This is a genomic window from Deferribacter thermophilus (genome assembly GCF_049472675.1).
Taxonomy (GTDB): Bacteria; Chrysiogenota; Deferribacteres; order Deferribacterales; family Deferribacteraceae; genus Deferribacter; species Deferribacter thermophilus.
Genome location: NZ_JAPNXM010000005.1, coordinates 172,560 through 189,092 on the forward strand (window position 1 = coordinate 172,560; position 16,533 = coordinate 189,092).

Sequence of the window (16,533 nt, forward strand, 5' to 3'; positions counted from 1 at the left end):
TAATGGTAATTTCAAAGTTTATTTTCAATCATAAAAGTTAGTTGATTAATTTTTTAATCCTTTTCTTCCCAATAATTTTATAAAAATTAAAATCCCTGTAGACCGTGTTATTTTTAATACCTTTAATACCACTTAAGTAATTAGAACTATAAAAGTGTTCATTAATTTCATTGTTTACATATGTTATAATATCATACCCAACAATAGCTTCAAAATTTGGTTCCATATTGTAAAACTGTTTGTAACTATAATAAAAATTTTTATTATCTTCACTACACACCAAACACACAGGTGTAACTATGATACTGCCCTTAAAATAACTATAAAAATTTTCATCAAACAATTTTGTATCTAAAAAATCAGTCCCAACAAAAAGATTTATATTATCAGGATATTTAGCAAAATATTTAATTAATGGCACCTTTTCAAATATTTTATCGTACTTACCAACATAAACAAAATAAAAATCTGATTCGTTATCACTTTCATCATTAAATGTAATAAAGAATTGTTTTAGAAAATTCTTATCATCGTTTATAATTTCTCTTTCTGAAAAATTATCAACTTGAGAACTTATTATATAAAAGTTATCAATATCATTTAAATAAAGATAATTTTCTATTTCCTTTGCTTCCTCGTTAAAGTCAAAAGAAAAATCTATTACCTCATTGTAGAGTTTATCACCAATTTTTTGAGATTCACTATTTATCAACCATCTACCATCACAATCATTTTTAAAATCTATTTTAAAGTCTAAATTATTTATTTTGATATTTAGCAACATCCCTTTTATTAAATCGCTTTCAAAGTTTTTTGTGATAACACATATCTTACTATCGTCAAAAATATTACTGATTTCATTTTTATCTTCTGATACAACTGTATTATTGTCTATTATATTAGTGCTCTCTTCTTTTATCTCTTTTACTTCCCTCTTTTTTATTTCCTCTTTTTTATTAATTTTTACTACCTTTTTAAAAGTATTATTATAAAGTTCTGTTATGCATCGATTTCCATATTCCTTAACTTCATATTGAGAGCATATTAATGCAGATAAGCCATCTTTATTATTGAATTTTAATAGTGAGATTAATATACTGTCAGCACTTTTTTTGTCATGGTTTCTAATATAGATGTCAAAAAGCCATAATAACCTGGCATATTCTAACGATTCATCTTCTGATTTATATTTTTCTAACAATTTTATACTCTTCTTATACTTATGAGTTTTATAATAGTGCCCACCTAATAAAACATAACCGTTATTTCTATTTCCAAGATTATCAGAATTAATTAATTTTTTATAAAACCTGATATCATTATCATCAGCCTTCTTTGTAATATAATAAAGAACAGAATAACCCTTTATTGCTTCTGGCTCTTTAACTTTAACTGATACGCAACTAACTAAGATGGTTACGATACAAAATAACATAACTTCTTTTAAAAGGCTTCTCAACTCGCACATACTCTGTCTCCAGATTAAATTTATCAATTACCTTTTTTGCTTTTTCTATTTCTTCTAAAAAATTTTCCCCTTTATAAAATATAAAATATTTTGTTTCACGTGAAACATTCTTTACCCATTTTAATATCTTCGTTATTGTAGCAACACCTCTAGCAGTAATAACATCTATCTTGTCTAAAAAACTTATCTTTTCACATCTCTCATTTATTACTTTAACATTTTTAATATCAAGCTTATTAATAGATTCATCAAGAAAATGAGCTTTTTTACTGATACTTTCAACTAAATATACCTCTTTGTCAGGATATAGTAAAGCAATAGGGATACCTGGAAAACCGCCACCGGAACCAATATCCATCAAAGTTTTAAACTCTAAATTTTTCGTTTTAAAAATGTATAAACTATCCAAGTAATGCTTAATATAGAAATCGTTATAATCTTTAATCGCAGTCAGATTGATTTTAGCATCTTGATGTATTTTATAAAACTCATCTAGTTTATCAATCAAAACATCATCGTTAAAATATGTTTTAAATATTTCTTTTCCGTTTTTCATCTTCAATATATATATGCAGTAATGAAATCGCTGCAGGTGTTACACCAGGTATTCTTGATGCTTGACCTAATGTTTTAGGTTTCACTTTATTAAATTTTTCTACAAACTCTCTTCTTAGCCCCTTTATTTTAGTATAATCTATATTATCTGGAATCTTTACATTTTCAATTTTCCTAAACCTTTCTACCTCTTGCAACTGTTTATTTATATACCCTTCATATTTGACATGAATTTCAACCTGCTCTGATACCCTTTCATTATCAACTCCACCCCAAAGCTCTTTAATTATATTATAATTAACTTCAGGTCTTCGTAAAAACTCTTTTAAAGTTACTGGAGTTGTAAGAGTCAATTGATACTTAGATAATTTATCACAAACATCTTTGTCAGGTTTTATCTTTATACTTTCTAATCTCTTAATCTCATTTTCAAACATTTTCTTTTCTGTTAAAAATCTTTCATATCTTTCTTTCTTTATTAATCCTAACTTATAACCATACTCTAATAATCTATACTCTGCATTATCTTCTCTTAAAAGTAACCTATATTCACTTCGTGAATGAAATACTCTATAAGGCTCATCAACCCCCTTTGTTACAAGATCATCTATCATAACCCCAATATAACTTTCGTCTCTGCCAAGAATAAATTCCTTTTTATCGTAAGATAATACAGCATTTACGGCAGCAACAAACCCTTGCCCTGCAGCTTCTTCATAACCTGTAGTCCCATTTATCTGACCAGCAAAGTATAATCCTCTTATTTTTTTAGTCTCAAGAGTTGGATATAAATTTGTAGGTTGTACAAAATCATATTCTATAGCATAAGCAGGTCTTATAATCTCTACATTTTCTAATCCGACTACACTTCTATACATAGCAATCTGAACATCTATAGGTAAAGATGATGAAAAGCCGTTTGCATAAATCTCTCTACTATCAAGCCCTTCAGGCTCTAAAAATATCTGATGTCTATTCTTATCTGGGAATTTTTTAACTTTATCTTCAATTGATGGACAGTATCTAGGTCCAATCCCTTTTATAACACCAGCATATAAAGGTGATCTATGTAAGTTTTCATTTATTATCTTATGAGTTTTTTCATTAGTATAAGTAATAAAACATGATATTTGAGGCAATTTTGGTTTAACACTTTCGAAAGAAAACATTTTTGGCTCTATATCACCTGGTTGCTCTTCTAATACAGAAAAATTAATTGTTTCTGCATCTAGTCTAGCAGGTGTTCCAGTTTTAAGTCTCTCTAATTTAAAATATCTTCCAAGAGCCTCTGCTAAGTCAATAGAAGCAAACTCATTTGCTCTACCTGCAGGGTATCTTTTATCACCAATATGGATCAAACCATTTAAAAATGTCCCTGTAGTTATTATCACTTTATCTGAACAAAAGAATAAACCATAGTCTACTATAACACCTTTTATTTGATTATTTTCTACTACTAAATCTGTAACTACACCCTGTTTAACATCGAGGTTTTCCTGATCCATCAAGACTGAAATCATTCGCTCTCTATAAAGTTTTTTATCTGCCTGAGCTCTTGAACTTCGAACTGCTGGACCTTTCTTTTTATTTAAAACTTTAAACTGGATACCTGTCTCATCAATATTTTTAGCCATTTCACCACCAAGGGCATCCAGATCTTTAACAATATTACCTTTAGCCAAACCACCAATTGCTGGATTACAGCTCATCTGTGCTATTGTTTCCACATAAATAGTTATCAACAAAGTTTTAGCACCCATTCTGGCAGCAGCTAAAGCTGCCTCACAGCCTGCATGACCAGCACCAACAACAATTACATCATACTTTTTATCGTATATTATATGCATCACAACCCCTTTGTTTCACGTGAAACATTATTTACCAATACAAAATTTATCAAAAATATTTCTTAATAGATCCTCAGTGTATAAATCACCTGTCAATATTGATATTTTATTTAAACAACTGTGCAAATCTACTGCTATTAAATCTAATGTAAGATTATTAAAATTATTTTTCACAGATAAAACAATATCTTCTATCTCTTTAAAAATATTACACTGTCTTTCAGATATTAAACAATTCTCATTTTCACCTATAAATATTAATTCTTTAATTTTATTTTCTAAAAGATTAATTAATTTTTCTATACCTAAACCAGTTTTTGCAGAAATATCTACATCGGTATCCAAATCATATTTTTTACTGTCTAATTTATTACCCACCTTAATAATCTTTTCTTTTGGTATTTTACTGATAATATATTGATCATTTTCATCAATACCTTTTTCGAGATCATAAATAAACAAAATTATATCAGCTTCATTCAGTTTTTGTTTGGAAAATTCTATCCCTAAAACTTCAATAGCATCATTGGAATCTCTTATCCCAGCAGTATCTATCAATTTTACTGGATAAGACCCTACATAAAACTCCTCTTCAATAACATCCCTTGTCGTACCAGGTATATCTGAAACTATAACCCTATTTTCTCTTAATAAATAATTCATTAAAGAAGACTTACCTACATTCGGCTTACCCACAATAGCAACCTTAGTACCATCGGATAAATGTTTAAAAGACTCAAAACTCTTAACTAAATTACCCACCTTTTCAAGAATACTATCAAGCCTTTCATAAACATAGTTTAGTTCAAAATCAGATAAATCTTCCTCCGGAAAATCTATATACGCTTCCACAACACTCAATACATCCAAAATTTTATTTTTTATTTCTTCAACCTCATTCTTAAACCCCTTTTTTAATCTATTAAACGATGACTGTATGCCACTAATTGATTTTGAATCAATTAATTCATAGACAGCTTCTGCTTGTACTAAATCAAGCTTACCATTTAAAAAAGCCTGTTTTGTAAACTCACCAGGTTCTGCTAATCTAATACCTAATTTATATATACCCTTTATTGCCGATTGTACAATCAACGGATTACCATGAAAAGATATCTCAACTACATTTTCCCCTGTATAAGAATTTGGTTTATGGAAAGCATAAAAGATAACATCATCTTTTATCTCATCAGAAATAAATTCACCATGATAAACAAATCTGTGTTTCAGTTCATTTACCTGTTTTCCATTTATATATAAATACCTTTTTACATCAAAAGCGTTTGGCCCAGAAATCCTAATAATAATCACAGAAGATCTTACCAATGGGGTAATTGGAGCTACAATTGTATCCATTTTAAACAATACCAAGTTTCCTCTCAAAAGATAATAATGTATTATATAACAACATAGCTATGGTCATTGGACCCACTCCACCTGGAACAGGTGTAATATATGAACATTTTTTACTCACATTTTCAAAGTCTACATCACCACAAACCTTATCACCTACTTTACAGATCCCTACATCAATAACAACTGCACCATCTTTTACCATATCTGCTGTTATTAAATTATGCTTACCAACAGCAGTAATTAAAATATCAGCCTTTAAAGTTTTTTCTTTCAGATTTTGTGTATATATATGACATACCTGTACAGTAGCATTCATATTTAACAACATAGATGCAAGAGGCTTACCTGTTATATTACCCGCTCCAACTATCACTACATCTTTACCACAAACATCAATATCATACTCATTCAGAAGCTTCACCACACCAAGCGGTGTACATGGAGAAAATAATGGATTTCCTCTCACTAATCTACCATTGTTGTAAGGGTGAAAACCATCAACATCTTTATTATAATCGATAGCTTCTAAAATTTCGAATTCATCAATTTGTTTTGGTAAAGGTAATTGAACCAGTATGCCATCAACCATTGGGTTTTCGTTCAACATTTTTATAATATATATTAGCTCATCCTTTGTAACATTTTCATTCAGCCTGTGATTAATAGAGTATATCCCTGCCTCTTCACAAGCTTTTGTCTTCATCTCCACATAAAGCTTACTGGCTGGATTATTACCAACCAAAATGACAGCAAGACCAGGAACCTTGCCATACTTTTCTTTATACACCTGAACCTTTTTCTTAATCTCATCTCTAATCTTTTGAGATAATGCTTTCCCATCAATTAATACTGCCATACTAATCCTCTCTTATAACATCAAATGATACTATTTCATCACTCAAACCCATAAGTCTTACCCCTTGAGTATCTCTACCTAAAATAGGGATATCAGAAACAGATAATCTTATTACTTTAGATGATTTAGAAATAAGCATAACATCATCTTCAATTTTTACCTGCCTTGCTCCCACAATTTCACCTGTTTTTTCAGTAACTTTTGACAGTTTTATACCTTTACCACCTCTTGATTGAACCCTATACTCTGTAACTAAAGTCAATTTTCCATACCCTTTTGCTGTAACAGCTAGTATTAAAGGATCACCCTTTACAGCTTCCATAGAAACTACACTATCATCTTTATCTAAAGTAATACCTCTCACTCCAGTGGCATTCCTACCCATATTTCTAACTTCAGAACTGTTAAATTGAATACATTTACCCTTTTTTGTAGAAATGAAAATTAAATCATTTTTAGATATCAAGGAAACATCAACTATTTCATCACCCTCTCTTAATTTAATCGCAATTATCCCGCTTCTTCCACTACTGAAAGCATCCAAAGAGGTCTTCTTTACCACGCCATCTTTTGTACACATAAAAACAAAATGTTCTCTATCGAATTCCTTAGTAGAAATCATTGCAGCAACTTTTTCATCACTATCTAAAGAAATGAGATTTGCAATATATTTCCCTTTTGCATCCCTTGCTAACTCAGGTAATTCATAAACCTTTAAATAATGTATTTTCCCTTTGTTAGTAAAAAACATTAAAGTGGAGTGGTTTGTCGTAACAATTAAATCTTTAATAAAATCATCCTTAGAACTAATAGCACCAGCTTTACCTTTACCACCCCGTTTTTGTGATCTAAAATTAGTAAGTGGTGTTCTTTTTATAAAACCTTGATAAGACAAAGTAACAACCACTTCATCATCAGGTATTAAGTCTTCTATATTTATTTCTTCTGCATTACTAACTATCTCTGTTCTTCTTTCATCACCATACTTATCTCTGATTTCTATAAGCTCATCTTTTATAATACCCATTAAAACATTTTCATTGTTTAATATTGATTTATAAAATTCTATATTTTTTAATGTTTCCTGATATTCTTTCTTTAGCTTTTCAATCTCTAACCCTGTTAATCTCTGTAATTTCATATCTAAAATTGCTTGTGCTTGAGCTTCACTTAAATCATATTTTTCCATTAACTTCTCTTTGGCCTCATTTGCATTATGTGATGATTTTATCAATGCAACAACTTCATCAATATTTTCAACCGCTTTTATTAAACCTTCTAAAATATGAAGTCTGTCTTCAGCTTTTTTCAATAAAAACTTTGTTCTTCTAATAACTACTACTTTTCTATGATCTAAAAACTGCTCCAATAAATCTCTTAAAGTTAAAGTTTTAGGCTTATTGTTTACTATACCAACTAAGTTTATACCATAAGCTATTTCCATTTGAGTATTTTTATAAAGCTGATTTATTATTACATCAGAATTTTCACCCCTTTTAACCTCAATAACAACTCTAATACCATCCCTATCAGATTCATCCCTCAAATCAACAATACCTGTTATCTTCTTTTCACGGGCTAAATTAGCTATTTTTTCTATTAAGTTTGCCTTATTCACTTGGTACGGAATTTCTGTAATAACAAGCAATTCCTTGCCAGTTGTTGTTACTTCTTTCTTCACTCTTGCTCTAACCTTTATAACCCCTTTGCCAGTTTTATAGGCTTTTAAAATTTCATCCTTTCCATAAATTATACCGTATGTGGGGAAATCAGGACCTTTAACAAATTTTAAAATATCATCATCTCTATAATCTTTATTATCAATCATATACACCAAAGCATTTATAACTTCTGTGAGGTTATGTGGAGGTATATTAGTAGCCATCCCCACAGCAATACCACTAGTTCCGTTTATCAGCATATTAGGTATTCTTGTTGGTAAAACAGCTGGCTCTTTTAAAGACCCATCATAATTAGGATTAAAATCCACAGTATCCTTATCAATATCTGCAAGCATCTCTTCAGCAATTTTAGTCATCCTAACTTCTGTATATCTCATTGCAGCTGGAGAATCTCCATCAACTGAACCAAAATTTCCCTGACCATCTACCAATGGATATCTCATTGAAAAATCTTGAGCCATTCTAACAAGAGTATCATAAACTGCAGAATCACCATGAGGGTGATATTTACCTATAACATCACCCACAATCCTTGCAGATTTTTTATAAGGTTTATTATGCAAAACACCCATTTCATACATTGCATATAAAACCCTTCTATGTACAGGTTTTAAACCATCCCGTACATCTGGCAGTGCCCTGCCTATAATTACACTCATTGCATAATCTAAATAACTTTCCTTTAATGATTCTTCGATATTGACTTCAATTACCCCTTTTTCTTTCATCTGAACCTCTTAGATATCAAGATTTTTAACATTTAAAGCGTTTTCTTCAATAAACTCTCTTCTTGGTGCTACTACATCACCCATTAATAAAGAAAACAGCTCATCAGCAGCCTCAGCATCTTCTATTTTCACTTTATATAAAACCCTCTTTTCTGGATCAACTGTAGTTTCCCACAATTGCTGAGGGTTCATCTCCCCCAAACCTTTATACCTTTGGACATAAACCCCTTTTAAACCTATCTCCTCCAAAGAGTTCATTAAATCATCATAAGTTTCAAATAATTTTAAAACACCATCTATTTTAACTTTAAAAGGTTTATTACCAAGAGGTTTTATTTTAAGATAATTCCTCCTCAACTCTCTAAATTCAGGGGAATCCACCAACTCACTATTTATCTCAATCTGCTCACTCCCTTTTTCTAATAAAACCTTATAATTACCTGTTTCATCATTAAAATCGATGTAAAACTTATTATAATGGTTAATTACCCCTTTTTCCTTTAATTCTTCAAAAAAGGTTTCCATAAAAATCTTATCAGAAAAACTTTCTTTGTTTAAATTTTCAATAGAAGCAAGTGAATTGACTAATTCTCTTGTAAACCCCTTTTTCAAATATTTAGACCTGATACTGATATATCTTCTTAACCCCTTTAAAATAGATTTATAGGAATTTTTTGGTATATTTTCAAATTCTATATTTTCAATAATATTGCTAAAAATAAAATCTTCCATCTCTTTTTCATCATGTATATATTTTTCCATTTTACCTTTTTTTACTTTATATAAAGGTGGTCTAGCTATATAAAGATAACCCCTTTCTATAACTTCTCTCATATATCGATAGAAAAATGTCAATAACAATGTAGTAATATGAGCACCATCAACATCAGCATCAGTCATAATAATTATCTTTTTATACCTAATCTTGTTAATATCAAAATTTTTATGACCAATACCTGTACCTAATGCCGTTACCATAGCTTTGATTTCATCGTTTGATAATATCTTATCAAAACGAGCTTTCTCAACATTTATAATCTTACCTTTTAATGGCAGAATAGCTTGAAATCTCCTATCTCTGCACTGTTTAGCTGAACCACCTGCAGAATCCCCTTCAACTATAAAAAGTTCTGCCTTGTCTGGGTCTTTTTCTTGGCAATCAGCCAATTTACCAGGTAGAGTAGATATCTCAAGAGCATTCTTTCTTCTGGTTAATTCCTTAGCTTTTCTTGCAGCTTCTCTGGCTCTATATGCCTGAAGTGCTTTATCTAATATTATTTTTGCATAATCTATATTTTTTTCAAAAAAATCTGGTAGTTGCGAATTAAGTACATTTTCAACTGCTGTTTTTGCTATGGTTGAACCCAACTTACCTTTTGTCTGCCCTTCAAAAATAGGATCATGTAATTTTACAGAGATTACAGCAGATATCCCTTCTCTTATATCGTCTCCAGTTAAATTTACCTTTTGTTTTAATAAGTTATTTTTTGTTATAAATGTATTAAAAATCCTTGTATAGGCGTTTTTAAATCCTACTTCATGTGTACCACCTTCGTGTGTGAATATATTATTAACAAAGGATAAAATCTGTTCGTTGTAGCCATCGTTGTATGTAAAGGCAATTTCCACCAGAACATCTTCATATTTACCTGTAATAAAAACTGGTTCTTTTAAAAGTGTATTCTTTGTTTTATTTAAATATTTTACATAACTTACAATACCGCCTTCAGCATAAAATTCCTGTGTTTTGTCAACCCTTTCATCTATAAAAATAATTTTAACACCTGGATTTAAATAAGCTAATTCTCTAAACCTTTTCTGTAGGATATCGTGAGAGAAATCTAATTCTTCAAAAATTTCTCCGTCAGGTTTAAATCTTATTTTAGTTCCTGTTTTATTAGTTTTACCTATCTTTTCAAGTTTTGTAACTGGCTTACCTTTTTCGTATCGCTGAAAAAATACTCCACCATCCCTTTTAACTGTTACTTCAAGGTATTCACTTAGTGCATTAACGACCGATACACCTACACCGTGAAGACCTCCCGAAGCATAATAAGCACCTTTTTCAAATTTACCACCAGCATGTAAGGTAGTCATAACAACTTCTACTGTAGGCTTTTTGGCTGTAGGATGTAGACCAACAGGGATACCTCTACCATCATCTTCAATTGTTACACTGTTGTCTATATGGATAGTTATTTTTATATTTTTACAAAACCCTACAGTTGCTTCATCGATAGAATTGTCAACAACTTCATATATGAGGTGATGCAACCCCCTTTGATCAACTGAACCTATATACATCCCTGGCCTTTGTCTTACGGCCTGAAGACCTTCTAAAACCTTAATACTTTCTTCACTATAACTGTTTTTACTCATTTTGCTCCCTTATCGAAATAATATTTATATCACTATTGTTTAAGTATCTACTTTCCACTCCGGTTATTATAATTTGATTTTTGGAAAAAACTTCATAAAATGTTTTAACTTTCTTTTCATCCAAACCTGTTTCAAAATCATCTAAAAGAAGTATTATATCATCTTTTAAATTTTCTTCAATAACTTTGAGTAAACAGTAAATAGAGTAAATGGATAGCTCCTTTTTTTGACCATAGGATAGGAAATTTTCAATATTCGTATTGGTTTTACTTATGTATAATTTTTGTGAGTGTAGTGTTAGAAAAAGTTTTTTTTTACTATTTTCCATATTTAATAGTTTTGCTATATCAGGTTTTATCAATTTAAATTCTATGTTTTTAATTGGTGTTAATTCTTTTAACATTTTATTAATGGTATTAATTACATCTAACCTTTTTGTATAGATATTATCGTATAATTCTATTATTAGCTCATTTATTGTATTAAAAAGTTTTCTGTTATTTTTCTCTAATAAAGCTTTTTTGTGTTTGAGGAGTTTATTAAATTTTTGTAGTTTTATTTTATACTCTTTATCTAGTATAATTATTGTTTTGTCAATCAATGAGATTTTGTTTTTATTTAGTTTGTCGGTTAGTCCTTCATGATAAGGGGAGTGTATAATTATAGGAAAATTTGTTGCTATTTCATAAAGGTTTTTTATTCGTTTTCCATTATGTAGATGCACCTTATTTGAATTTGAATAATGATAATAAAAATTATTATTCAAATTGTCTTTTAGGATATGAGTTTTTACGGTAAATGATTTACAATTAAATCTTATTAATTCTGATGGTTTTGGAGTCCTAAAGCTCTTTCTATAAAAAGAGGTATAAATTGACTCTATTATTGTAGTTTTTCCCGAGCCGTTTGAACCGATTATGTAGTTTTTTTTATCAAATTTTAACCTAAATTTTTCAAAATTTCTGAAATTTACAATATTAACTTCATCTATAAACATTAAATTCGTCGTTCAATTGATATAGGTGTAAGTAAATACTTATACCAGTTTTCATGAGGAAAAAATAGTACTGGATTTTTTCTGCCAATCATTTTCATAGTGAAGTATTCTGTGTCGATGTGGTTAATCACTTCAATTACATGTTTTGTATTTAAAATTATTTCTATAGGTTCACCTTCATGATTAATCCCTTCTATAGATTCATAACCTTGTCCATATTCCGTTTCTAAACTGTAAATATCTAATTTCCCATTGTTGAAAGAAAAAACTGCGGCATGAGTAATATCACTTGTTAATGTGGAAACCCTTTTTACTGAGTTAAGAAAGCTTTCTCTATGTATTGTTGCTGTTATTTTTGGTTGGATATCAAAAAGTTTACCTAAACTTTGAATATATTTATCAATAAGTTTTGTGTATATTGTGATATTTTTTATTTTAAATAATGCTTGCTTTTTGTCTGTTTCAATTTCAACATATTCACTGTAATCTAATAGTTTGATAAGTTCAGATATTGTTTTCTTTGGAATGTTTATTGTGAATTCATCTGAAAATTCTTCATCAAAGTTTGATTCTGCTATTGCAATTTTTTGAAAGTCTGCTGCTGAGATTTCTATTTTATTACCAAATACTTTTAAATGACCACCAGTATATTCTATTTTTGAATGATCATTTGATATACAAAAATTTATTTTTTCTAACAATGATTTAAAAATATCAGATTTTAGTCTTATGAAGTATTCAGGAACGATTTCACTTACTGTAGGAAAATATTCTGGAGATATAGTTGATAAGGTAAATAAGGATTTCCCAGATTTTAATACAAGCTTTGAACCTGTAAACTCAGCGTCAATTATACTACCATCTGGTAGTTCTTTTAAAATTTCTAGTAGTTTTTTTGCTGGAACAGTTGTTGTACCTGTTTCTAAGACTTCTATTTTTGTTTTACCTGTAAATGCATTTTGTAAGTTTGTGGATTTGATTGTTAGTGTGTTGTCTTCAGTTTCTAAGTATAAATTTTGTAATATTGTATTTATATTTTTTGATGTGGTAAAATTGTTTGCATGCTGAACGAGTTCTTGTAAGGAATTTTTAACGCATTTGAATTTCATTATATTACTCCTATAAGTTCTTAAGTTAGTAATAATAGTAATACAGTAATTTGGAAATGTTTACAAGTAAAAATTTCTTATATTTTAAAGTGTGTTATATTGAAATAACAATGTTTATATTTATATTTTACTTGTTTAAAAAATTGAGCTTTTAAACATTAAATCCTAATATCTTTTTTTTAAACTGGTTTTAAACATTTAAATAACATTAATTTGTTAATTAAAATGGATACTCTGTTAATCCTCCATCAACCACTAGTGTTGTTCCTGTAATGTATGATGCTTCATCTGATAATAAAAAATATGCAGCATTGGCAAATTCTTCAGTATCTGCTATTCTGTTGGCTGGTATTTGAGAGGCTAAGCTTTTATAAACCTCATCATAAGATTTATTTTCTGATTTCATCTTTTCTTTAATTAGATATTCAACCCTTTCAGTTAGAGTGTAACCAGGAGCAATAGTATTAACAGTTATATTGTATGGTGCTACTTTTTTGGATAGAGACTTCACAAAGCTTGTTATTGCAGCTCTTAAACAGTTCGAAATAATTAAGTTATCTATAGGTTTTTTTACTGATACACTAGTAATAACCAATATTCTACCAAATTTCTTTTCAATCATAAGTTTTGCAGCTTCTTCCATTATTAAAATAGGGTGTAAAAATATTGAATCAAAGTGTAATTTCCAGTCGTTTTCTGTAATTTCAAAAACTGATCCAGCCTTTGGTCCAGGAGAATTGATAACTAAAATATCAAATTTTTCATCTTTTATAATATTCAACAAGTTTTCAACATCTTCTTTGTTAAATATATCACATTTTATCGGCACACTTAAATTGTTATCAATATTTTTATTTTTTAAATCTTTAGATGTTGTCCAGAAAGTTTTTATCCCATTTTCCACAAGTTTGTCTACCACAGCTTTTCCAAGCCCTTTACTACCTGATGTGACTAATGCTTTTTTATTCATAACATTTCTCTCCTCAAATTTAATTGACTATTATTTCTCATCATGTATAAAAATATATTATGTACACAGAAATAATCAACGCTTATGATAGAATAAAAAATTATATAAAGAATATCCCTCTTTACTATTCAAATATTTTTAGTGAATTAAAAGGTGGGGATATTTATTTAAAACTTGAAAACCTCCAAAGAACAGGATCTTTCAAGATAAGAGGCGCTTTAAATTGTATGCTTAAGAATAAAGATAAATGTAAAAATGGTGTTGTAGCAGCTTCAGCTGGTAATCACGCTCAGGGTGTTGCTTTTGGCGCTAAATTAATAGGGATTAATGCAACAATAGTTATGCCTGAAATTACTCCTTTAATAAAGGTTGTTAATACATCAAAATATGGTGCGAAAGTTGTTTTACATGGGAAAAATTATGATGAAGCTTATAATAAAGCTGTTGAAATAGCAGAAAATGAAGGTTTGTATCTCATTCACCCTTTTGACGATTTAGATGTCATTGCAGGCCAAGGTACAATAGCTCATGAAATATATATGGAAGGTCTAGAAATAGATCAGATTTTAGTTCCAATTGGTGGTGGGGGATTAATATCAGGTATCGCTTCTTATTTTAAGTATGTCAAACCAGAAGTAAAGGTTTATGGTATTCAAGCAGATAGTGCAGCAGGCATGTATTATTCACACTTGAGAAAAAGGGTTGTTACACTGACTTCCTCAACAACTATTGCAGAAGGGATAGCTGTCAAACGAGTGGGTGATAAGACATTTGAGTTTTGTGAAAATTATGTGGATGATGTTTTGACTGTTACAGATGATGAAATTGCTTACGCTATTTTACAGTTAATTGAGCAGTCAAAATTAGTTGTAGAAGGTGCTGGAGCTGTAGGTATTGCTGCAATCCTTCAAAATAAAATTGAGGTAAAGAATAAGAAAACTGCGGTTGTTATTTCTGGTGGAAATATCGATGTAAATCTTATTTCAAGAATTATAAATAAGGGGATGGTAACTACAGGTAGATTTTGTCAGATAATTGTTAATGTAAAAGATGTACCAGGTTCACTGGCAACAGTTACATCTGTAGTAGCTAAGTTACAGGCAAATATCCTTGATATCAAGCATCACAGATTTGATGCAAACTTACCTGTAAACTATACAAAAGTTATTTTAGATCTTGAAACTAAAGGGTTTGAACACATAGAAGAGATAGTATCAGAGTTGAATAAGAAAGGATTTGAGGCAAAGATAAATGGGTAGTGAAAAGATTTGGGAAGAGGTGTTAAAAGAAGCAAAGAATCATATTTCTGAGCAAGAGGTTAATACTTGGCTAAAGCCTATTAAGATTGGTGAATTACGAGGGGATTTTATACAATTAATTGCACCAAATAGGCTTTATAAGAATTGGTTTGAAGAAAAATACTTAAATGTGGTAAAAAAGATATTCAATGAGACATTATCAATAGAAGCACAAACCATACAAGTAATTACAAAATCTGCAACAAAGCAGAAGAAACATACAGCACAATCTGTCTCATCATCTGTTACTATTGATGTTTATACAACTAATCTTAATAAACAGTATACCTTTGATAATTTTGTTGTGGGTAACTCAAACAATTTTGCTCATGCAGCTTGTATGGCAGTAGCAGATGGTTATTTTCATACTTATAATCCACTTTTTATATATGGTGGTGTTGGTCTTGGTAAAACACATTTGATGCATGCTGTAGGGAATAGATTGCTTGAAAAGTTTCCTAAATTAAAAGTTCTTTATATATCAAGTGAAAATTTTACTAATGAGATGATTTCTGCACTAAAATCTAAAAAGATGGATGAATTTAGAGAAAAATATAGAAAAGTTGATGTTTTACTATTTGATGATGTTCAATTTTTGGCTGGGAAACAGAGAAGTACTGAGGAGTTTTTTTATACTTTTAATTCTCTTTATGACTCTCAAAAGCAGATAATTTTAACTTCTGATAAAACTCCTGATGAAATCCCTGAGATGGAAGAAAGGCTGACAACGAGGTTTGCTTGGGGCTTAATTGCTGATATTCAGCCACCATCTGTTGAAGAAAAAACTGCCATTTTGATGAAAAGGGCAGAATTAATGAATATAGATTTAAATGAAAAGGTGGCACTATTTATAGCAGAAAATCTTAAAAGTGATAATATTAGAGAGCTAATTGGTGCTTTAATTAGGTTATCGGCTTATTCTTCTTTCAATGGGGAGCCTATCACTATTGAGCTTGCAAAAAAGACTCTTGATAGGTTTCTGATTAAAAAGGATAAGATAATTACATTTGATACTATTTTAAAAGTAGTTACAGAATATTTTAATGTGAAATTGTCAGAGCTTAAGTCTAAAAAAAGAACAAAGAGTATTGCCTATCCAAGACAGATAGCGATGTATTTAATGAGAGAAAAACTCAACTGTTCATTAAGCGAAATTGGTGAAATTTTTGGAGGTAGGGATCACTCAACAGTATTGCATTCCATAAACAGTATTGAGAAAAAGTTAAAGAAAGATAAAGAGTTACAGGAAACGATTAAAATTCTCGAAAAAAGTCTTTATAATTAGGAG

12 protein-coding genes are annotated in these 16,533 nt (G+C 29.7%); 2 read left to right on the forward strand and 10 right to left on the reverse strand.

All coding sequences use genetic code 11. The features are described from left to right. Positions 1-37 precede the first annotated feature (37 nt). The 10 genes from OWM07_RS06550 to OWM07_RS06595 form a co-directional block, all read right to left on the reverse strand. Positions 38-1,459, reverse strand: a complete 1,422-nt coding sequence (locus OWM07_RS06550; RefSeq protein WP_423302877.1) for a tetratricopeptide repeat protein — start codon at positions 1,457-1,459, stop codon at positions 38-40. Continuing rightward, positions 1,404-2,024 (reverse strand): 16S rRNA (guanine(527)-N(7))-methyltransferase RsmG, encoded by a 621-nt coding sequence (gene rsmG, locus OWM07_RS06555; RefSeq protein ID WP_423302878.1) that lies wholly within the window; start codon positions 2,022-2,024, stop codon positions 1,404-1,406. Before rsmG ends, OWM07_RS06550 begins: the two co-directional genes overlap by 56 nt. Beyond that, complete coding sequence (mnmG, locus tag OWM07_RS06560) at positions 1,999-3,870, reverse strand: tRNA uridine-5-carboxymethylaminomethyl(34) synthesis enzyme MnmG (protein WP_423302879.1); 1,872 nt, start codon at positions 3,868-3,870, stop codon at positions 1,999-2,001. The genes rsmG and mnmG overlap by 26 nt, the downstream gene beginning before the upstream one ends. A 27-nt stretch (positions 3,871-3,897) precedes the next feature. Next, the gene (mnmE, locus tag OWM07_RS06565; RefSeq protein WP_423302880.1) at positions 3,898-5,241 is read right to left on the reverse strand and encodes a tRNA uridine-5-carboxymethylaminomethyl(34) synthesis GTPase MnmE; all 1,344 of its coding nucleotides are present in this window, start codon (positions 5,239-5,241) and stop codon (positions 3,898-3,900) included. After that, positions 5,228-6,082, reverse strand: a complete 855-nt coding sequence (gene folD, locus OWM07_RS06570; protein ID WP_423302881.1) for a bifunctional methylenetetrahydrofolate dehydrogenase/methenyltetrahydrofolate cyclohydrolase FolD — start codon at positions 6,080-6,082, stop codon at positions 5,228-5,230. The genes mnmE and folD overlap by 14 nt, the downstream gene beginning before the upstream one ends. A gap of 1 nt (position 6,083) precedes the next feature. Further along, positions 6,084-8,492, reverse strand: a complete 2,409-nt coding sequence (gyrA, locus tag OWM07_RS06575) for a DNA gyrase subunit A (RefSeq protein WP_423302882.1) — start codon at positions 8,490-8,492, stop codon at positions 6,084-6,086. Between the two features lie 9 nt (positions 8,493-8,501). After that, positions 8,502-10,871 (reverse strand): DNA topoisomerase (ATP-hydrolyzing) subunit B, encoded by a 2,370-nt coding sequence (gene gyrB / locus OWM07_RS06580; protein ID WP_423302883.1) that lies wholly within the window; start codon positions 10,869-10,871, stop codon positions 8,502-8,504. Continuing rightward, positions 10,864-11,868, reverse strand: coding sequence for an AAA family ATPase (locus OWM07_RS06585; RefSeq protein WP_423302884.1), 1,005 nt, complete (start codon positions 11,866-11,868; stop codon positions 10,864-10,866). The genes gyrB and OWM07_RS06585 overlap by 8 nt, the downstream gene beginning before the upstream one ends. Then, positions 11,868-12,977: a DNA polymerase III subunit beta gene (gene dnaN, locus OWM07_RS06590; RefSeq protein ID WP_423302885.1), complete on the reverse strand. Its 1,110-nt coding sequence runs from the start codon at positions 12,975-12,977 to the stop codon at positions 11,868-11,870. Before dnaN ends, OWM07_RS06585 begins: the two co-directional genes overlap by 1 nt. A gap of 220 nt (positions 12,978-13,197) precedes the next feature. Further along, complete coding sequence (locus OWM07_RS06595; RefSeq protein ID WP_423302886.1) at positions 13,198-13,947, reverse strand: SDR family oxidoreductase; 750 nt, start codon at positions 13,945-13,947, stop codon at positions 13,198-13,200. A gap of 59 nt (positions 13,948-14,006) precedes the next feature. Between OWM07_RS06595 and ilvA the strand changes: the two genes are divergently transcribed. Further along, entirely contained in the window at positions 14,007-15,206 is a 1,200-nt protein-coding gene (gene ilvA, locus OWM07_RS06600) for a threonine ammonia-lyase (RefSeq protein WP_423302887.1), read from the forward strand. After that, on the forward strand, positions 15,199-16,530 hold the full coding sequence (dnaA, locus tag OWM07_RS06605; RefSeq protein ID WP_423302888.1) for a chromosomal replication initiator protein DnaA: 1,332 nt from the start codon (positions 15,199-15,201) through the stop codon (positions 16,528-16,530). Before ilvA ends, dnaA begins: the two co-directional genes overlap by 8 nt. Positions 16,531-16,533: the final 3 nt, after the last annotated feature.